This window comes from Mesorhizobium sp. P2_F5, from assembly GCF_056403715.1.
Window position 1 is genome coordinate 116,271 of record NZ_JBFUEY010000018.1, and the last position, 18,811, is coordinate 135,081.

Consider the following 18,811-nt stretch of genomic DNA (forward strand, 5'->3'; position numbering starts at 1 on the left):
CGCTTTTTGCAGTGTTATGGCGAAAGCCGGATACGGCTTTGATCAGCGCTTGGCGATCGGCACGTAGTCGCGTTCCGGCGCGCCGGTATAGAGCTGGCGCGGGCGGCCAATCTTCTGGTGCGGATCCTCGATCATTTCCTTCCACTGCGCGATCCAGCCGACGGTGCGGGCGACCGCGAACAGCACGGTGAACATGGTGGTGGGGAAGCCCAGCGCCTTCAGCGTGATGCCGGAATAGAAATCGACATTCGGATAGAGCTTCTTTTCGATGAAGTAGGAATCGGTCAGCGCGATCTTTTCCAGCTCCATGGCGATGTCGAGCAGCGGATCGTCCTTGATGCCGAGTTCGCCCAGCACCTCATGTGCCGTCTTCTGCATGATTTTCGCGCGAGGATCGTAGTTCTTGTAGACGCGGTGGCCAAAACCCATCAGGCGGAACGGATCGTTCTTGTCCTTGGCGCGGGCGATGAATTCCGGGATGTGGTCGACATGGCCGATTTCGCCCAGCATGTTGAGCGCCGCCTCGTTGGCGCCGCCATGTGCCGGGCCCCACAGGCAGGCAATGCCGGCGGCAATGCAGGCGAACGGGTTGGCGCCCGACGAACCGGCAAGACGCACCGTCGAGGTGGACGCGTTCTGCTCGTGGTCGGCATGGAGGATGAAGATGCGCTCCATGGCGCGCGCCAGCACCGGATTGATCTTGTATTCCTCGCACGGCACCGCAAAGCACATATGCAGGAAGTTGGCGGCGAAGTTCAGCTCGTTCTTCGGGTAAATGAAGGGCTGGCCGATATGGTATTTGTAGGCCATGGCCGCGATCGTCGGCATCTTGGCGATCAGCCGCATCGAGGCGACCATGCGTTGATACGGGTCCGAAATGTCGGTGGAGTCGTGATAGAAGGCCGACAGCGCGCCGACCACGCCGCACATCACAGCCATCGGATGCGCATCGCGGCGGAAGCCGGTGAAGAAGCGCGACATCTGCTCATGCACCATGGTGTGGCGCGTCACCCGGTAGTCGAAATCGTCCTTTTGCGCCTTGGTCGGCAGTTCGCCGTAGAGCAGGAGGTAGCAGACTTCGAGGAAGTCGCCATGCTCGGCCAGCTGGTCGATCGGATAGCCGCGGTGCAGCAGGATGCCGGCATCGCCGTCGATGAAGGTGATCGCCGACTCGCAGCTCGCCGTCGAGGTAAAGCCAGGGTCGTAGGTAAAGGCGCCGGTGGTGCTGTAGAGCGCACCGATGTCGATGACGTCAGGCCCGACCGAACCGCTTCGCACCTTGAGTTCGTGCGTCTTGCCGGCCAGTTCGAGCGTGGCAGTCGACGGGTGCGTCGTCTTGCTGCCGGTTTCCAGTTTTGTCGCAGCTTCGCTCATTCTCAAACTCCTTCATGTTCCTCATGCCGGCAAGGCAATTCCTGCAAACGACACGTCGAAATCACCGGAATGCGCGAACTCGCCACCGCATTTTGGGAGGTGCGTGCCAGATTGGGCCAGGGCCTAATGTTGCACTGCGAAACGCGCCTTTCAATGCCAATCTTCTTGGGCCAGCTCGCTCCTAATCGATTTGATCCGCAATCCGCGCCAGGCTTTCCTCGCGGCCGAGCACGGCAAGCACGTCGAACACGCCGGGCGAGGTGCTGCGGCCGGTAAGGGCTGCTCTCAGCGGTTGGGCCACCGCGCCAAGCTTGTGACCGCCGGCCGTCGCGAACTCGCGCACAGCGGCTTCCGCCGCTGCGGCCGTCCATTCACCTGAAACCGTCTGCAAAGCCGCGTGTGCCCCGCGCAGGATCGTACGCGCATCGGCATTGAGAAGCGCTGCCGCCTTCTCGTCGATCGGCAGCGGCCGCTCGACGAACAGGAAGCCGGCGCCATCGGCCAGTTCCACCAGCGTCTTGGCACGCTCCTTCAGGCCAGGCAGGGCGGCCAGCAACTGCACTTTCCTGATGTCGTCGAGGCGGGCGGCGAGCGTCGGGCCGCCTTCGATATAAGGCAGAGTGGCGACGAAGATGTCGAGCAGTGCTCTGTCGTCCATCTTGCGCATATGCACGCCGTTCAGTGCATCGAGCTTGGCGAAGTCGAAACGCGCCGCACCCTTGTTGACGTCGCCAATGTCGAACCAGGCGATCATGTCCTTGATCGACATCACCTCGTCGTCGCCATGGCTCCAGCCGAGCCGCGCCAGATAGTTGAGCAGTGCCTCGGGTAGATAGCCCATGGCGCGATAGGCCTCGACGCCGAGGGCGCCATGCCGCTTCGACAGTTTGGCGCCGTCGGCGCCATGGATCAGCGGGATGTGCGACATGGACGGCACCTCCCAGTCCATGGCGTTGTAGATCACCGTCTGGCGCGCGGCATTGGTCAGATGGTCGTCGCCGCGAATGATGTGGGTGACGCCCATGTCGTGGTCGTCGACGACAACAGCATGCATGTAGGTCGGGACGCCATCCGAACGCAGGATGATGAAATCGTCGAGATCCTTGTTGGGGAAGCGCACCTCGCCCTGCACGCGGTCGTGCACCACGGTCTCGCCCTCGGTCGGCGCCTTGATGCGGATGGCGCCCCTGACGCCGGCGGGCCCCTCGGAGGGGTCGCGGTCGCGCCACGCGCCATTGTAGCGTGGCGGCAGGCTCTTGGCGCGTGCCGCCTCGCGCATCGCCTCGAGCTCGGCTGGCGTTTCGTAGGCGTAATAGGCCTTGCCCAGGCGGACCAGTTCCTCGGCCACCTCGCGGTGGCGCGGCGCACGCTCGAACTGCGAGACGGCCTCGCCATCCCAGGACAGGCCGAGCCAGGTCAGCCCATCCAGAATGGCCTGGGTTGCCGCGGCGCTGGAACGTTCGCGGTCGGTATCCTCGATGCGCAGCGCCATCGTGCCGTCGGTGTGCTTGGCGTACAGCCAGTTGAACAGCGCCGTGCGCGCGCCACCGATATGCAGATAGCCGGTGGGCGAGGGGGCAAAACGGGTGACCACCCTGTTGGACATGGCAATTTTGTTGGACATGGCAATTCTCGGGCAAAGCTGGAAAGTGGGGCGTGATCGCGCGGACTTTCGCGCTTTGCGCGTTCATGTAGCATAGGAGGTCTGGGGCGCAAGGGGCAGACCCGATGGCTGGACGTGGCCGGGGCACGGATCAAGGCGAGGGCGCTGCGACAAGCGTCAACGAACGCTCCCTGTTTGCCGACAGCCCCAATGCCGAGCCGATCCCCGTCGCGCTGCCCGAGACGCGACCTGGCCTCCGGCCTTTGTCTCCGGATGATGCCACGCCGGTGCCGGTCGTCGCACCGGGATCTGCTGTCCGTCTGCGCAAACTGCTTCGCCGTTCGTCATGGCCTGCAATCCGCCGCAGCCTTGCCGTGGCCGCCGGTACGGAACTCGACCGCGGTGTTGCCTTCCTGCTGGTGCCGGTTTTCCTGGCGGCCGGCGTCATTGCCTATTTCTCGCTGGCCAGTGAGCCGGGCTTTGCCCAGCCAATCGCCATTGTGGTGCTGACGACATGCTGTGCTGTTGTCACGCGGTCGTGGCCGAGGGCGCATCTGTGCTTTATGGCCGCGATGCTGTGCGCGCTCGGCGTCGTTGCCGCCAAGGTCGAGACCTGGCGCGCCGGAACGCAGATGCTTGGCTCCGAGATCCAGACAAGGCTGACCGGGCGCGTCGTCAGCTTGGAGGAGATGGAGAACGGCCGCGTGAGGCTGACGCTCGACGTGATTTCGACCGCTCGCCCCAAGCTGCGCTACGCGCCGGAGCGGGTCAGGCTCTCGGCGCGCACTGTTCCCGCCGATATGACCGCCGGCTCCCTGATCACCGGCTATGCCAGGCTGTTGCCGCCGACCGGTCCGGTGCGGCCGGAGAGCTATGATTTCTCCTTCGACAGCTATTTCACCGGCATCGGCGGCAGCGGCTTCTTTCTCGGCAATCCCAAAACCATCGTCGCGCAGGGACCGCCACCGCCGACCGCACGGCTCTCTTCGGCGATCGAGAATGCGCGCGAGAGTATTGCCGACCACGTCCGCAGCAAAATCGGCGGCGCCGAAGGCGAGATTGCCGCGGCGCTCATTGTCGGCGTGCGCGCCGGCATCCCGGATGAGGTCAACGAGGCGATGCGGCGCACCGGCATCTACCACATCATCTCCATTTCGGGCCTGCACATGGCGCTGGTTGCCGGCACCATCATGGCGTTGCTGCGGGGCGCCTTTGCGCTGTTTCCGGATTTCTCCTCGCGCCGGCCGGTGAAGAAATATGCGGCCGCCGCAGCGCTTGTCTCCATCGCTGCCTATCTCGTCATTTCAGGCATCGTGGTTGCCGCCGAGCGCAGCTTCATCATGCTGGCGGTCATGCTTGTCGCGGTGTTGTTTGATCGCGCGGCGCTCACCATGCGCAATCTGGCGATCTCGGCCATCGCCGTCATCCTGGTGTCGCCGCATGAAGTGGTCGGCCCCAGCTTCCAGATGTCGTTTGCCGCAACCGCCGCGCTTGTCGGCGCCTATGCCGGCTGGGCCGACTATCGCGCCGACAAGGTGAGACCGCCGCCGGCGAAACGCTCCTTTGTCAGCTTCCTGTCGCGAAAATTCCTGCTGGCCATGGGCGGTCTCGCCATGACCTCGATTATCGCTGGCAGTGCTACCTTGCTGTTTGCCATCTGGCATTTTCAGCGCGTGTCGCCGCTCAGCCTGCTCGCCAATCTCACTGTGATGCCGATCGTGTCGTTGATCGTCATGCCCTTTGCCGTGCTTAGCGCGCTGGCCATGCCATTCGGCGCCGACGGGCCATTCCTATATGTGATGGGCAAGGGCCTGACGGCGATGATCGCCATATCGGCCTGGATTTCCGAGCGCTCGCCGGTCGATGCCGTCGGGCTGATCTCCATCCGCTCGGTGCTGCTAGTGGCGGTCGCCCTCGTTATCGCCACCATGGCGACTACCTGGCTCCGGCTCGCAGCCGTGCCTTTCGCACTGGCCGGCCTGTTGACGGTGCCGCAGGTGCGCACGCCTGACGTGCTCATTTCCGAAGATGCGCATCTGGTGGCCATGCCGATCGGCGGCGGCGAGCTCGCTCTCAATCGCGAACGCTCGAACGAATTCACCACCGACAATTGGAAACGCGCACTGAGAGCCGAAACCATTATCCCGCCTGAGATTTTCGAGGCAACAGATACGCGGTTCGATCTCGATCCGCTCGACTTGCCGCCAGGCGCGCCCTTCTATTGCAGGGGCGATCTCTGCATTGCGCGGCATCCATCCGGCGCCATCATCGCGCTGGCGAAGGATCGCAACGCGGCTCGGCCGGCTTGTGCTTTTGCGAGCCTGATCGTCATCGACGATGCCGCCGCCTACAATCCGTGCCGCGACCCGCTGGTGCTGGTCGTGACGAAGAAACAGCTTGCACGCAACGGGAGTGCCGCCGTCTTCTTCGATCCACAATCGGCCGCGACAGCGCCAACGATCCGCTTTGCCGTCGACAAGCCGTATCGCCCCTGGCACGAGCAACGCCGCTTCTCACGCGAAGCGCGTGGTCTGCCGCCTTACAAGCAGCGCGAAAAGTACAAACCTGAGCCGGCTCAGTAGCGCCGGATCAACCCGACCAGCTTGCCCTGCACCTTGACCCGGTCCGGACCGAAGATGCGGGTCTCATAGGCCGGGTTGGCGGCTTCCAGCGCGATCGAGGCGCCCTTGCGGCGGAAGCGTTTCAGCGTCGCTTCCTCCTCGTCGACCAGCGCCACGATGATCTCGCCGGGGCTCGCCGTGTCGGCATTGCGGATGATGACCGTATCGCCGTCGAAAATGCCGGCCTCGATCATCGAGTCGCCCTTGACCTCGAGCGCGTAGTGTTCGCCGCCCATGATCATATCCGGCGGCACCGAGATCGAATGCGTCTGGTGCTGGATGGCGTCGATCGGCACACCGGCGGCGATGCGTCCCATCACCGGGATCGACACCGCGGAAACCGCATCGTCATTGCCGGCAGACATCGAACGCGACGACGAGCCCGGCTTGATCTGGCGGCCGAGACCGCCTTGCCCCACACCGCCTTGGCCGCCTTGTCCGAGACTGCCCTGGATGACGCTTGGCGAAAACTTCCTCGCCGCATTGAGGCCGGGCGCGATCGAGTCGGGCAGCCGCAGCACTTCCAGCGCGCGCGCCCTGTTCGGCAGCCGGCGAATGAAACCGCGCTCCTCGAGAGCCGTGATCAGGCGGTGAATGCCGGACTTCGAAGCGAGGTCGAGCGCCTCCTTCATCTCGTCGAAAGACGGCGGGATTCCGCTCTCCTTCAGGCGTTCATGGATGAACATCAGAAGTTCATGTTGCTTGCGCGTCAGCATCGCGGCCCCCACGGGTTCTGAAACCAGAATCGGAAAAAACAAACCCAGAACAAACACTATCTGTTCCAGTTGTGTTCCGCAACCATTTAAAGTTTAATGAATGTGTTGACGTTTTGTTCAGCATACGTCGGCGCGCGGCAGGCAGCCTGCGCTCGTTTGCCGGCAACGGTGTTGAACGAAGCCAAAGCGCTGAGGGTCGCGCCATCGGCTAGTTCACGCGTTGCCCGATCGCCGCTTCTTTTTCGGGTGCGGTTGCGCCGCATCAACCGCGCCGCCCGGCTCACTCTGGGCATAGACCTGCAGCGTGTAGCCGATGTGAACGGTCATCAGTGTTTTCGCGCGTTCGGCGTCGCGATCAAGGGCTGCTTCCATCAGTGCGGTGTGGTGTTCGATCGCCACGGCGTCGCGCAGGGCCTCCATGGCCTTCTGGTGTCCATCCTTGCGGCCGGCAGCCGCGCGCAGCGTCGGGGCCAGTCCCAGAAAGCGGTGATGGCGATGCAATTGGTCGGAGATCGTCGCATTGAAGCGCAGAAGCCAGCTGGATGTCGCGGCACTGAGCAGCGCCGCATGGAAGGCATCATGTTTTTCGTACCATGCATCGACGGTGTCATCCGAGGGATCGTCGAGAACGGACCCGCACCGTGAGAGACGATAATGGGTGGCAACGATCGCGTCTTCCCACTGACGGTCGCCCTTCTCGATCGATTCCACCAGCAAGGGCAGTTCGACCACCCGCCGTGCGCGCGCCAAGTCCTCGAGCTCCGCCCGAGAGACGGGAGCGACCGCAAACCCACGGTTGCTGATGGCCGTCACAAGCCGTTCGGCCTCCAGCCGCGACAGCGCCTCGCGCAGCGGCGTCCAGCCGATACCGTAGGTGCCGCGCAGCGTGCTCAGCTTCAACGGCGCGGCAGGCGCCAGCCGGGTCGCAAGAATATCGCGCCTGAGCAGCCGATAGGCCGCTTCCGTCTTCGAGGACTGCTCGTCATCCAGCATCGTGACCAATCCGACAGATTGCTCGGCTGATGATTATATATCAAAGCCTTTCATTGCGTAAATTATATATAATGTTTGACAGCTTCCGGAGGACCGCTCAAGATCGCCGGCATGTTTGGGCGGGCAGGCTCCGCCGAGTGCGTTTGTCCACGGAGGGCACCGGATCATGAGCATGACACCCGATCTCGCTGCAATCGAAGCGATGGATGCCGCTGATCCGCTGCGCTCGATGCGTGAACGCTTTGTCTTGCCGGAGGGCGTGATCTATCTCGACGGCAATTCGCTGGGCGCCGCGTCACCAGCCGTCTTCAGCGAACTGCAGCAGGCCGCGACGCGGGAATGGGCGCAGGATCTCATTCGCGCCTGGAACACCGCAGGCTGGTTCAACATGCCGGTGGAACTCGGAGATCAGCTCGGACGACTGATCGGTGCGGCCAACGGGCAGACGGTGGTCTGCGACACAACCTCGATCAACATCTACAAGCTGCTGCACGCCGCGCTCGGCATGCGGCCGGATCGGTCGGTCATCGTTGCCGAGGGCGACAGTTTTCCGACCGACCTCTATATGGCCGAAGGCGTGGCCTCGACCCGGCCGGGAACGCGGCTGCGGCTGGAGGGCGTCGACGCGACGGCAATCGAGGAGCTGATCGACGACAGAGTTGCCGTCATCCTGGTCAACCACGTCAACTACAAATCCGGCCAGTTGCGCGACATGGCGGCGCTGACGCGCAAAGCGCATGACGCCGGCGCGCTGATCATCTGGGATCTCTGCCACACCGCCGGCGCCTTGCCGGTCGAACTTGACCGTGCCAATGCCGATTTCGCCGTCGGCTGCACCTACAAATACCTCAATGGCGGCCCGGGCTCGCCGGCGTTCATCTACGCTGCCGCGCGCCACCATGGCGATGTCCACCAGCCGCTCAGCGGCTGGTGGGGCCATGCGCGGCCCTTTGCCTTCGAACAGGGCTTTGCCGTCGGCAGCGGCATCCGCCGCTTTCTGTGCGGAACGCAGCCGGTGCTGTCGATGCGGGCGCTCAAGGGCGCGCTCGATATCTGGAACGATGTCGACATGGCGGCGGTGCGCAAAAAGAGCATCGCGCTGACCGACCTGTTTATCCAGCTCGTCGAAGCCAGATGCGGCGCCTATGGGCTTGAACTGGAAAGTCCTCGCGACGGCAGCCAGCGTGGCAGCCAGGTGTCGTTCCTCCACCCGCACGGTTATCAGGTGATGCGCGCACTGATCGAACGCGGCGTGATCGGCGATTTCCGGGCGCCGTCGACCATCCGTTTCGGCTTCACGCCGCTCTATGTCGGTTACGGCGACGTCTGGCAGGCGGTCGAAGTGCTGGAGGATATTCTGCGCACCGGCGCCTGGCAGGACGCCCGCTTCGCGGTGAAGACCGCGGTTACCTGAAGCCGGCGCAATTCCAGGAAAAGTGTGACGTGGTTTTCCGGGGAAAAGCGCATAGCGCTTTCCCTTGGGAGTTGCGCCAAACAAAGAGCTCAGAGCCGGGTGCGAACCGTCCAGAGCTCCGGAAACAGCACGACCTCCAGCATCTTCTTCAGGTAGGAGGCGCCTGAGGTGCCGCCGGTGCCACGCTTCAAACCGATGATGCGCTCGACCGTGGTGACGTGGTTGAAGCGCCAGCGGCGGAAGTAATCCTCGAAGTCGACCAGCTTCTCGGCCAGTTCGTAGAGCATCCAGTAGCGCTGCGGGTCGCGGTAGACGGTTTGCCAGGCAACCAGCACTTCTTCGTTCTCTCCGCGCGTTTCGCGCCAGTCCGTGCGCCTAGCGTCGGCGCCTATGTCGAAGCCGTTGCGCGCCAACAGCAGCAGCGCCTCGTCATAGAGCGACGGCGTGGCCAGGATCGCTTCCAGTCTGTCCGTAAGTTCTGGCCGGTGCTTGTGCGGGCCGAGCATGGCGAGGTTGCGGTTGCCGGCCATGAATTCGATGGCGCGGTACTGCCAGGACTGGAAGCCCGAGGATTGGCCGAGCGCGTCGCGAAACTCGGTGTATTCGCTGGGCGTCATCGTGCGCAGCACGTCCCAGGCATTGTTGAGCTGCTCGAAGATGCGCGCGACGCGAGACAGCATCTTGAAGCTCGGTTCGAGGCGGTCGGCGCGGATCGCGCGGATCGCGGCGCCGATCTCGTGCAAGGCCAGCTTCATCCACAATTCCGATGTCTGATGCTGGATGATGAACAGCATCTCGTCATGGGCAGAAGACAGTGGCGTCTGCGCGTCGAGCACCTTCTCCAGGTGCAGATAGTCGCTGTAGGACATTCGCTCCTTGAACGACATCTGCGCGCCATCCGACGCCGGATCGTAGGGCTGGCTCAATTGCTCTTCTCCGCGCGCAACCGGAAGCGCTGGATTTTGCCGGTCTGGGTTTTGGGCAAGGCATCGATGAACTTTACCGAACGCGGATATTTGTAAGGCGCGATCGTTGCCTTGACGTGGTCCTGCAGGCGTTTGACGGCCAAAGCGTCCGGCGCCACGCCTTGCACCAGTACGATATGCGCCTCGACAATCTGGCCTCGCTCGCGGTCCTCGGCGCCGATGACAGCGCATTCGGCGACATCGGGATGCGAAAGCAACGCCGCTTCGACCTCGGGACCGGCGATGTTGTAGCCGGCGCTGACGATCATGTCGTCGGAGCGCGCGGCGAAATGGAAGAAACCGTCCTCGTCCTGGGTAAAAGTGTCGCCGGTGAGGTTCCAGCCGTCGCGGACATAGTCCTTCTGCCTGGCATCGGCCATATAGCGGCAGCCGGTCGGGCCGCGCACCGCCAGCCGGCCTGTCGAACCGCGCGGCAGCTCCCGCATCTCGTCATCGACGATGCGTGCCTCATAGCCGCCGACGGCTTTTCCTGTGGAGGCCGGCTTCATGTCGTCGAAACGGTTGGAGATGAAGATGTGCAGCATTTCGGTGGCGCCGATTCCGTCGAGGATCGGCTTGCCGGTCTTCTCGGTCCATTCCTCGAAAACAGGCGCCGGCAGCGTCTCGCCGGCTGAAACCGCGACGCGCAGCGAGGACAGGTCAGCACCTTCATCCATAGCCTTGAGCATGGCCCGATAGGCGGTAGGAGCGGTGAAGGAAATGGTCGCCCGGTAGGTCTCGATGATGTGGATCATGTTGGGCGGCGTCGCCTGTTCCAGCAGCGTCGCCGCGGCACCGAAGCGCAGCGGGAAGATGGCAAGCCCGCCAAGACCGAAGGTAAAGGCGAGGGGCGGGGAGCCGACGAAGATGTCGTCCGGCGTCACCTCCAGGATTTCGCGGGCGTAGGCGTCGGCGATGATCAGGAGGTCGCGGTGGAAATGCATCGTCGCCTTCGGCACGCCTGTGGTGCCGGAGGTGAAACCGAGCAGCGCGACATCGTCGCGGCCGGTGTTGACGGCGGTGAAGGTGACCGGCTTGTCGAGGGCGACGCGATCGAGTTCCGCGTCATGGTTGGCCGTGCCGTCGAAGCCGATGACCTGCTTGAGATACGCACTGCCCTTGGCGCAGGCGGTCATCTCGTCCATCAGCCTTGTATCGCAAAGTGCGATCGTGATTTCCGCCTTGTCGACAATCTTGGCGAGTTCGCCTGCACGCAACATCGGCATGGTGTTGACGACCACCGCGCCCACCTTGGTGGCGGCCAGCCAGCAGGCGACCATGGCCGGGTTGTTGGCCGAGCGGATCAGCACCCGGTTGCCCGGTTTGACGCCATAATTCTCGACCAGCGCATGGGCGAGCCTGTTGGTCCAGTCGGACAGTTCCTTGTAGGTACGGCGGCGGCCATTGCCGATCAGCGCGGTGTGGTCGCCAAAGCCTTTTTCGACCAGCCTGTCGGTCAATTCGACGCCGGCGTTTATGTGGTCGGGATAGCGGAAGCCGTCGAGCAGAAACTCCGGCCATTGATCCGGCGGCGGCAGGTTGTCGCGCGTGAATGTGTCGGTATGCGCTGATGGCCCAAGCATTTTTCGGCTGCCCCTGTCTGCCTCACGCCCATGGCTGAACAATCACAGGATCGCACCAGTCGAAATTTGTTTCAAGCCTAAAATGTTTTTAGGGTGGAGCATTGACGTCGCCTTTGCCGGCGGCCATTCCTGTCGACTGAACTGAAGTCATCTGGGAGGGTGCAGATGCTCGAACATCGTGTTGTCGATTGGGACAATGCCTACGCCAACGGCGACAACATCGCCGGCAGCAATCGCTGGCCTGCCGCGTGGGACGCACCGGCACAGGCTTTTCGCGACACGCTGTCGGCGGCCGGTCGGGCCAAGCTCGACATCGCCTACGGCGACAGCCCGCGCAACCGGCTCGATCTGTTCCTTCCTGATGCCATGCCCAAAGGACTCGTTGTCTTTATCCATGGCGGCTACTGGAAGGCATTCGACAAGAATCCCTGGTCGCATCTGGCCAAAGGCGCGGTCGCCAGCGGTTTWGCCGTGGCAATGCCGACTTACACGCTTTGTCCCGACATACGCATTTCCGGCATCGTCAGGGAAATAGCGGCGGCGATCGGCAAGGCGGCGACGATGGTCGGCGGGCCGGTGATCCTGACCGGGCATTCCGCCGGCGGCCATCTCGCCTCAAGGATGGTGACGACAACGACGCCTCTGGCCGCCGATGTGGCAGGCCGTGTGCGCAATGTCGTCTCGATTTCTGGCGTCCATGACCTCCGTCCGATCATGCGCACCGGCATGAATACGACATTGGCCATCGATGAAGCGGAAGCACTGGCCGAAAGCCCGGCGCTGCTGCGCCCCATGGAGGGCGCACGCATCACCTGCTGGGCCGGCGGCGGCGAGCGGGCGGAGTTCCTGCGCCAGAATGCGCTGCTCGCCAACATCTGGACCGGCCTCGGCGCCATGACCAGCACGGTGGTCGAGCCGGACCGGCATCATTTCAACATCGTCGACGGGCTTGCCGATCCAACACATCCGCTGACGCGGGCCTTGCTTGCGGAATAAAAACCAGTTTCATCTCTAAAATTAATGGTTTGGACGCTTGATCTTCAGCGTAGCATCAGCACGCGACACGCAGCGCCCACGGCTGCCGCCGGAGCGAAGGGCGCCCGCACGATCAGCCCGTTGGCGTCGGCCAGCATCCTCAGCATCGAGGAATCCTGGATGCTGAACGGCGTCGCCACCAGCTCGCCATCGTCTTCACGGACCACGGCGCGCACATAGTCCTGCCTGAGATCGTTGGCCGGCATTGCAGCGCCAAGTTGCGCCGGGCGGATGTCTTGCCGGTAGGTGCGGCCGCCGAGTTGCGCCAAAAGCGGCTTCAGGAACAGCTGCGAGCAGACCAGGCTCGCCACCGGGTTGCCGGGCAGGCCGATGCATCTGATATCGCCGAGCCGTCCGAACATCAGCGGCTTGCCCGGGCGCATGGCGAGCTTCCAGAAGTCGAGCGTCATGCCTTCGCCGGTGAGCACATCGTGGACGAGGTCGTGGTCGCCGACCGAGGCGCCGCCGAGCGTGACGATGGCGTCGGCTTTCGCCGCGACCGCCTTTTTCACCAGCGCTGCAATCGCTTCCTTGCGGTCGGCGGCGATGCCGAGATCGAGCGCGCGGGCGCCGACAGACTGCGCGGTGGCAGCGACGCCATAGGCGTTGGAGGAAATGATCTGGTCGGGACCAAGCGCGCTGCCCGGCGGCAGCAATTCGTCGCCGGTGGCGATGATGGCGACCAGCGGCCGTTGCACCACGTTCAGGGTCGGGTGATTGGCCGATGCCGCCAGCGAGAGTGCGGCCGGATCGAGCACGCGGCCTTTCTCCAGCAGGACATCGCCTTGCGCAAAATCCAGACCGCGGCGGCGGATGTTGCGTTCCTTCGCCGTCGGCTCGGTCACCTCGATCTGGCCGCCGCCGAGATCCCGCACATTCTCCTGGATGACGATGGTGTCTGCGCCTTCAGGCAGCGGCGCGCCGGTGAAGATGCGCACGGTCTGCGCCTTGCCGACAGTGCCGTCAAAGCCGCGCCCGGCGGGCGCCATGCCGATCACCGAAAGCCGCGCCGGGGCGGATGCTACGTCCTTCGCCCGCGCGGCGTAGCCGTCCATGGCAGATGCATTGAAAGGCGGCTGAGTACGCAGCGCCACGACAGGCTCCGCCAGCACCCGGCCGGCCGCGTCCGCCAGCGCGACGCTTTCACCCGGCAGCGGCACAGCGCCTTCCAGCAGGCGCTCCAGCGCCTCAGCGACCGGAACCAGGGCCATTTACGAACCCGCCTTGTAGTCGCCGGACTTGCCACCGGTCTTTTCTACAAGCCTTATGCCGGAAATCACCATGGCGCGGTCGGCCGCTTTGGCCATGTCGTAAATGGTCAGGCATGCGACCGAAGCAGCGGTCAGCGCCTCCATTTCGACGCCGGTCTTGCCGGTGACGCGGGCGAGCGCGGTGACCCTGAGGCCGGGCAGGGCCGTGTCCGGCTCGATGTCGACCGACACCTTGGTCAACAACAGCGGATGGCAGAGCGGGATCAATTCATGTGTTTTCTTGGCCGCCATGATGCCGGCAATGCGCGCTGTGCCCAGCACATCGCCTTTCTTGGCATCGCCGTCGAGGATCATCTTCAGGGTTTCCGGCCGCATCGAGACAAAGCCTTCGGCGATCGCCGTGCGTGTCGTCTCTTCCTTGTCGCCAACATCGACCATGTTGGCCTCGCCCTTGGCGCCGAGATGGGTGAGGGCGGCTGCCATCTCAGGCTACCTCGGCCTTCGCCTTGCCTGTCAAAAGCAGGCGCGTCGCCGCCGCCACATCCTGTTGCCGCATCAGGCTTTCGCCGACCAGGAAGGTGCTGATGCCGGTCTTTTGCATCCTGAGGCAATCGTCGTGGGTGAAAATTCCGCTCTCGCTGACCAGCAAGCGGCCACCCGGCACCATCGACGCCAGCCGCTCCGAGGTTCCAAGGCTGGTCTCGAATGTCCTCAGATTGCGGTTGTTGATGCCGATCAGCTGCGACGACAGTTTTACCGCGCGCTGCGTCTCGGCCTCGTCATGCACCTCGATCAGTGCATCCATACCGAGTTCGAATGCGGTCGCTTCCAATTCGCTGGCCAGGGCATCGTCGACGCTGGCCATGATGATCAGGATAGCGTCGGCGCCCCAGGCGCGCGCTTCGTAGACCTGGTAAGGGTCGAACAGGAAATCCTTGCGCAGCGCGGGCAGCGACACAGCCTTGCGCGCATTGGTCAGAAATTCCGGCGCGCCCTGGAAGGACGGCGCATCGGTCAGCACCGAAAGACAGGCGGCGCCGCCTTTCTCATAGGCCTGCGCCAGTGCCGGCGGATCGAAATCGGCGCGGATCAAGCCTTTGGACGGGCTCGCTTTCTTGATTTCGGCGATCAGGCCGAAACTGCCCGATCTGCGCTTCGCTTCAAGCGCCCTCAGAAAGCCACGCGGCGCGTCGGCATCCTTGGCCCGCGCCTTGATCTCGGCCAGCGGTACCCGCGCCTTCGCCGCCGCGATCTCGTCGCGCTTGTAGGCCTCGATCTTGCGCAGAATGTCAGCCACGGCCTATCCGTTCGAAATCTCGACCAGCCTGTCGAGCACGCCAAGCGCCCGGCCGCTGTCGATGGCTTGCGCTGCCGCCGCCATGCCGTCGGCAAGCGTTGTCGCCTTGCCGGCCACCACCATGCCGGCGCCGGCATTCATCAGCACCGTGTCGCGATAGGCGCCGGCCGCGCCGCCCAGCATGTCGCGCAACGCGTTGGCGTTGTAGGCGGCGTCGCCGCCGCGCAACTCATCCTTGGTGTGACGCTGCAAGCCGACCGCTTCCGGGGTGAGCGTGAAATGGCGGATCTCGCCGCCGGCCAGTTCCGCAACCTGCGTCTCGCCTGTGGTGGTGATTTCGTCATAGCCATCGCCATGGACGACCCAGGCATGGTCTGTGCCCAGCGCCTTCAATGTCTCGGCCACCGGCACGATCCATTCCGGCAGGAACACGCCGACCATCTGCCGGCTGACGCCGGCCGGATTGGACAGCGGTCCGAGCAGATTGAAGATGGTGCGGGTGCCTAGCTCGACGCGGGTCGGGCCGACATGTTTCATCGCCGGATGATGCGCCGGCGCGAACATGAAGCCGACGCCGGCCTCATGGATACAGCGGCCGATCACCTCCGGCGGGATATCGATCTTGACGCCGAGCGCAACCAGCACATCGGCAGCGCCTGTCAGCGACGACAGGCCGCGATTGCCATGCTTGGCCACCGGCACGCCGCTGCCGGCGATGACGAAGGCGGACGCCGTCGAGATGTTGACCGAGTGCGAGTTGTCGCCGCCGGTGCCGACAATGTCGATAGCGCCTTCAGGGGCTTCGACGCGCAGCATCTTGGCGCGCATGGTGGCGACGGCGCCGGAAATCTCGCTCACCGTCTCGCCGCGCACGCGTAGCGCCATCAGGAAGCCGCCGATCTGGCCGGGCGTCGCGTCGCCCGACATGATAATGTCGAAGGCTTCGCGCGCTTCCTCAAAGGTCAACGCGCTGCCGGTGGCGACCTTGGCGATATGGATCTTCAGGGTGCTCATGGGGCCAAGACGTTCATTGAGCCAAGCCGTTCATTGGGCAAGAGCTTGGGCAACGGCGGCCTGGTCGACGCTGACGGCGTATTGCGTCTGCAACTGTGCCACCAACTGGTCGAGCAAATCGTCGGACATGCCTTGCGTGAAGGATTTCTGCGCGTCGTCGGGCACCGAACTGGCGTCGGCTCCGGCCGGCTCGAACACTTCGGCCACCTTGAACAGAATCTGGCCTTCGCCGGTGGGCGAGGGGATCAGCCCGATGCCGCCTTCGCCGACACCGAACATCGCTGCGGCGCCGTCCTTGCCGAAATCGACGTCGTCGGCCTCGCGCTTCACGCCGCGCTTGGTCTGCTTTTCGAGTTTCAGCTCGCCCGCGATGACGTCGAGCGTGGCGCCAGCCTTGAGGCGCTTTTCGAGCTCGTCAGCCTTGGCGGTCAGCCGCTTGGTCGTTTCCTCTGTCGTCCAGTCCGCCACCACCCTCTGGCGAACCTCGTCCAGCGTGCGGTCGCGAGCCGGCGTGATCGATGTCAGCTCGTAGAACACGAAGCCATTGTTGGTCGTGGTCAGAGCTTGATTCTCGGTGTTGGGTTCGGCCTCGAACACCGCCTTGATCAGGTCCGGCGATGCCGGCAGGTCCTTGATGATGGTTCCATCCGGCTTGAGGCCGGTGCGGTCAATGGCCTCGACGGTGACGTCCTTGAGCTTCAGCTTTGCGGCGGCTTCGGCGAGCGTGCTGCCGGCGGCGCGGGTGTCTTCGTAATTGTCGTGCACGTCGAGCAGGATGCGGCTTGCTTCGCCCAGCGCCAGATCCTTGCGGATCTGGTCCGACACTTCGGCCAGCGGTTTCACCACTTCCGGCTTGATCTCGGTAACGCGCAAAAGCACCGGGCCGAACGTACCCTGGACGACCGGGCTGACTTCGTTGACGGCAAGCGCGAATGCGGCATCGGCGACCGCCTTGTCGCTGATCTTGTCCTTGGAGAGCGTGCCAAGCAGCGTGTCGGCCTGGGTCTTGCCCTGCGCGATAACGATCTTGTCGAAGGTGGCGCCCGTCTTCAGCGAATCGGATGCTGCCTTGGCGGCATCCAGCGTCGGAAACACCAGTTGTTCGATGGTGCGCATTTCCGGCGTGGTGTAGCGCCCCTTGTTCTTGTTGTAGTCATCGCCGACCTGTTGGTCGGTCACGGCGCTGACATCCATGATGTCTTCAGGCTCGAGCCGGACATAGGAGAATTTGCGGTATTCAGGCGCCGCGTAGGTTTTCTTGTTGGCCTCGAAATAGGCCTGAAGCACGCTGTCGGATGGCGCCTCGATCGGCTCGACCAGCGCCTTCGGCAAGGTCAGATAGTCGATGGTGCGGTCTTCGCCGCGATAAAGCGCGACCGCCTTGAAGAAGGTGTCCGGAGCCTTGAGGCCGTCCGAAACCGCCTCGACGATCTGCTGGCGCACCGCCACCTGGGACCGGTTCTTGAGATAGTCCTCCGGCCGCATGCCGAGTTCGCGCAGCCGCGATTCGAACAGCCGGCGGTCGAACTGGCCATTCGGGCCCTGAAAGGCGGGTTCCTGGCGCGTCAATTCGGCCAGCTTGTCCTTGGAGAAGCCGAGCCCGAGCTTGCGCGCCTGTTCGTCGAGAACGGCGCCCGACACTAATTGCGCCAGAACCTGGTTGTCGATGCCATAGGCCTTGGCCTGCTCGCGGCTGATGCGCTGGCCGATCTGCTGCTGCAGCATATTGATCTGGCGATCGTAGGCGAGGCGGTATTCGGTGATCGACACGGTGGTGCTGCCGGCGGTTATGACCGCGTGATGGCCGGCCAGGAAGCCGCCCGCCAAGCGGGTGGTGACGCCCCAGGCGGCAAAGCTTGCCACCAGCAGTAACAGCAGGGTCTTCGCGACCCAGGTCCCCGCCGCGCTTCTCAGAATACCAAGCATTGTTACTTCCGATTTTTCCGCACTTTCGTGTGCGCCCGAGTCTGAAACAAGCGCAATAGCGCCCTTCCGGCTCACTGTCGATTGCTTTGTGGCCTGATTTTGATAGGGAGGGCGGGACCCCAATGTCGCCCGGAGAACCAGATCCCATGACGCCAGGAATTCGACCGCTTGTTGCCGGCAACTGGAAAATGAACGGCACCAGCGCCTCGCTGAACGAGCTCAGGATGATCGGCAACGGCTTCATGAGCGGCCTCGACGCCGAGACCGAAGCATTGGTCTGCGTGCCCTCGACCTTGCTGTCGCGCGCGGCCGAAATCCTCTCGCGCACGCCGGTGCGGGCCGGTGGCGAGGATTGCCACATCAAGGAGAGCGGCGCCTTCACCGGTTGTGTCTCGGCCGAGATGTTGAAAGACGCCGGCGCCAGCCATGTCATAGTCGGCCATTCCGAGTGCCGGGAACAGCGCAACGAGGACGATGCGATCGTCCAGGCCAAGGCCTCGGCCGCATGGCGCGCCGGACTTGTGGCCATCATCTGCATCGGCGAGACCAAGGCCGAGCGTGAAGCGGGCGCCGCGCTCGACGTGCTGTCGCGCCAGGTCGCCGGCTCGGTGCCGCCCAGCGCGACGCCAGCCAACACCGTCATCGCCTACGAGCCGGTATGGGCGATCGGCACCGGCCTGACACCGACCGCCGCCGACGTGGCCGAAGCGCATGCGCATATCCGCGAAAAACTGTCGGAGGGGCTGGGCGCCTCGGTGGCCGGCAAGATCCGCATCCTCTATGGCGGCTCGGTCAAGCCATCCAATGCGGTCGAACTGCTCGGCGTCAAAAACGTCGACGGCGCGCTCGTCGGCGGCGCTAGCCTTAAGGCGGCGGATTTTCTCGCCATTGCCGAGGCCTACCAGAATATCGCCTAGGAGCCTGTCCCCGTATTTGGGTGTGGAATGAGCGGTCGGCGGCGGGCTGCGCCTAGACAGCTGGATTACGGCGTGATTCTTTGGGGCATGAGCAAGACGTTTCGCCCCTGGCTGATCGATCAGCCGCAGCTGTTTCCGGCCT

General features: G+C 63.8%; 15 protein-coding genes. 4 read left to right on the forward strand and 11 right to left on the reverse strand.

Features of this window, described 5'->3' with window-relative positions; genetic code table 11:
- Positions 1-42 precede the first annotated feature (42 nt).
- The gene (gene gltA / locus AC1DYO_RS22720; protein ID WP_477266720.1) at positions 43-1,374 is read right to left on the reverse strand and encodes a citrate synthase; all 1,332 of its coding nucleotides are present in this window, start codon (positions 1,372-1,374) and stop codon (positions 43-45) included.
- A gap of 181 nt (positions 1,375-1,555) precedes the next feature.
- A complete protein-coding gene (gene gltX / locus AC1DYO_RS22725; protein ID WP_477266739.1) occupies positions 1,556-2,980 on the reverse strand; it encodes a glutamate--tRNA ligase in 1,425 nt (474 codons plus the stop codon).
- 122 nt (positions 2,981-3,102) lie between these two features.
- On the opposite strand from gltX, the gene AC1DYO_RS22730 reads away from it, so the two are divergent.
- A complete protein-coding gene (locus AC1DYO_RS22730; RefSeq protein ID WP_477266721.1) occupies positions 3,103-5,559 on the forward strand; it encodes a ComEC/Rec2 family competence protein in 2,457 nt (818 codons plus the stop codon).
- Here AC1DYO_RS22730 and lexA read toward each other — a convergent pair.
- Together lexA and AC1DYO_RS22740 are read right to left on the reverse strand one after the other, a co-directional pair.
- Positions 5,553-6,314, reverse strand: coding sequence for a transcriptional repressor LexA (gene lexA, locus AC1DYO_RS22735; protein WP_477266722.1), 762 nt, complete (start codon positions 6,312-6,314; stop codon positions 5,553-5,555). The two genes, AC1DYO_RS22730 and lexA, sit on opposite strands and share 7 nt — an antisense overlap.
- Before the next feature lie 213 nt (positions 6,315-6,527).
- Positions 6,528-7,307 carry a GntR family transcriptional regulator gene (locus AC1DYO_RS22740; RefSeq protein ID WP_477266723.1) on the reverse strand — a complete coding sequence of 260 codons (780 nt, stop codon included), beginning with the start codon at positions 7,305-7,307 and terminating at the stop codon, positions 6,528-6,530.
- A gap of 166 nt (positions 7,308-7,473) precedes the next feature.
- On the opposite strand from AC1DYO_RS22740, the gene kynU reads away from it, so the two are divergent.
- Positions 7,474-8,721, forward strand: a complete 1,248-nt coding sequence (gene kynU, locus AC1DYO_RS22745; RefSeq protein ID WP_477266724.1) for a kynureninase — start codon at positions 7,474-7,476, stop codon at positions 8,719-8,721.
- Positions 8,722-8,810: 89 nt separating this feature from the next.
- Here the strand turns inward: kynU and kynA are convergent, their stop codons facing one another.
- Complete coding sequence (gene kynA, locus AC1DYO_RS22750; protein WP_477266725.1) at positions 8,811-9,647, reverse strand: tryptophan 2,3-dioxygenase; 837 nt, start codon at positions 9,645-9,647, stop codon at positions 8,811-8,813.
- Positions 9,644-11,269 (reverse strand): AMP-binding protein, encoded by a 1,626-nt coding sequence (locus tag AC1DYO_RS22755; RefSeq protein WP_477266726.1) that lies wholly within the window; start codon positions 11,267-11,269, stop codon positions 9,644-9,646. Before AC1DYO_RS22755 ends, kynA begins: the two co-directional genes overlap by 4 nt.
- A gap of 165 nt (positions 11,270-11,434) precedes the next feature.
- Between AC1DYO_RS22755 and AC1DYO_RS22760 the strand changes: the two genes are divergently transcribed.
- Positions 11,435-12,265 (forward strand): alpha/beta hydrolase, encoded by an 831-nt coding sequence (locus AC1DYO_RS22760; protein ID WP_477266727.1) that lies wholly within the window; start codon positions 11,435-11,437, stop codon positions 12,263-12,265.
- A 44-nt stretch (positions 12,266-12,309) separates the two neighbouring features.
- On the opposite strand, the gene AC1DYO_RS22765 is transcribed toward AC1DYO_RS22760, so the two are convergent.
- From AC1DYO_RS22765 to AC1DYO_RS22785, 5 genes are read right to left on the reverse strand one after another with little or no spacing between them, the layout of a single operon-like run.
- Entirely contained in the window at positions 12,310-13,515 is a 1,206-nt protein-coding gene (locus tag AC1DYO_RS22765; protein ID WP_477266728.1) for a molybdopterin molybdotransferase MoeA, read from the reverse strand.
- Positions 13,516-13,998 carry a cyclic pyranopterin monophosphate synthase MoaC gene (gene moaC / locus AC1DYO_RS22770; protein WP_477266729.1) on the reverse strand — a complete coding sequence of 161 codons (483 nt, stop codon included), beginning with the start codon at positions 13,996-13,998 and terminating at the stop codon, positions 13,516-13,518.
- Position 13,999: 1 nt separating this feature from the next.
- Complete coding sequence (gene trpC / locus AC1DYO_RS22775) at positions 14,000-14,812, reverse strand: indole-3-glycerol phosphate synthase TrpC (RefSeq protein ID WP_477266730.1); 813 nt, start codon at positions 14,810-14,812, stop codon at positions 14,000-14,002.
- Between the two features lie 3 nt (positions 14,813-14,815).
- Positions 14,816-15,826, reverse strand: a complete 1,011-nt coding sequence (trpD, locus tag AC1DYO_RS22780) for an anthranilate phosphoribosyltransferase (RefSeq protein ID WP_477266731.1) — start codon at positions 15,824-15,826, stop codon at positions 14,816-14,818.
- A 30-nt stretch (positions 15,827-15,856) separates the two neighbouring features.
- On the reverse strand, positions 15,857-17,752 hold the full coding sequence (locus tag AC1DYO_RS22785) for a peptidyl-prolyl cis-trans isomerase (protein ID WP_477266732.1): 1,896 nt from the start codon (positions 17,750-17,752) through the stop codon (positions 15,857-15,859).
- 146 nt (positions 17,753-17,898) lie between these two features.
- Between AC1DYO_RS22785 and tpiA the strand changes: the two genes are divergently transcribed.
- Positions 17,899-18,669, forward strand: a complete 771-nt coding sequence (gene tpiA / locus AC1DYO_RS22790) for a triose-phosphate isomerase (protein WP_477266733.1) — start codon at positions 17,899-17,901, stop codon at positions 18,667-18,669.
- Positions 18,670-18,811: the final 142 nt, after the last annotated feature.

What these genes read in the sequence shown, in the direction of transcription:
- AC1DYO_RS22765 (WP_477266728.1), bottom strand. Translation starts at nt 13,515, where the DNA reads ATGGCCCTGGTTCCGGTCGCTGAGGCGCTGGAGCGCCTGCTGGAAGGC.
- AC1DYO_RS22785 (WP_477266732.1), bottom strand. Translation starts at nt 17,752, where the DNA reads ATGCTTGGTATTCTGAGAAGCGCGGCGGGGACCTGGGTCGCGAAGACC.
- lexA (WP_477266722.1), bottom strand. Translation starts at nt 6,314, where the DNA reads ATGCTGACGCGCAAGCAACATGAACTTCTGATGTTCATCCATGAACGC.
- AC1DYO_RS22730 (WP_477266721.1), top strand. Translation starts at nt 3,103, where the DNA reads ATGGCTGGACGTGGCCGGGGCACGGATCAAGGCGAGGGCGCTGCGACA.
- moaC (WP_477266729.1), bottom strand. Translation starts at nt 13,998, where the DNA reads ATGGCAGCCGCCCTCACCCATCTCGGCGCCAAGGGCGAGGCCAACATG.
- trpD (WP_477266731.1), bottom strand. Translation starts at nt 15,826, where the DNA reads ATGAGCACCCTGAAGATCCATATCGCCAAGGTCGCCACCGGCAGCGCG.
- AC1DYO_RS22755 (WP_477266726.1), bottom strand. Translation starts at nt 11,269, where the DNA reads ATGCTTGGGCCATCAGCGCATACCGACACATTCACGCGCGACAACCTG.
- gltX (WP_477266739.1), bottom strand. Translation starts at nt 2,980, where the DNA reads ATGTCCAACAGGGTGGTCACCCGTTTTGCCCCCTCGCCCACCGGCTAT.
- tpiA (WP_477266733.1), top strand. Translation starts at nt 17,899, where the DNA reads ATGACGCCAGGAATTCGACCGCTTGTTGCCGGCAACTGGAAAATGAAC.
- AC1DYO_RS22740 (WP_477266723.1), bottom strand. Translation starts at nt 7,307, where the DNA reads ATGCTGGATGACGAGCAGTCCTCGAAGACGGAAGCGGCCTATCGGCTG.
- gltA (WP_477266720.1), bottom strand. Translation starts at nt 1,374, where the DNA reads ATGAGCGAAGCTGCGACAAAACTGGAAACCGGCAGCAAGACGACGCAC.
- kynU (WP_477266724.1), top strand. Translation starts at nt 7,474, where the DNA reads ATGAGCATGACACCCGATCTCGCTGCAATCGAAGCGATGGATGCCGCT.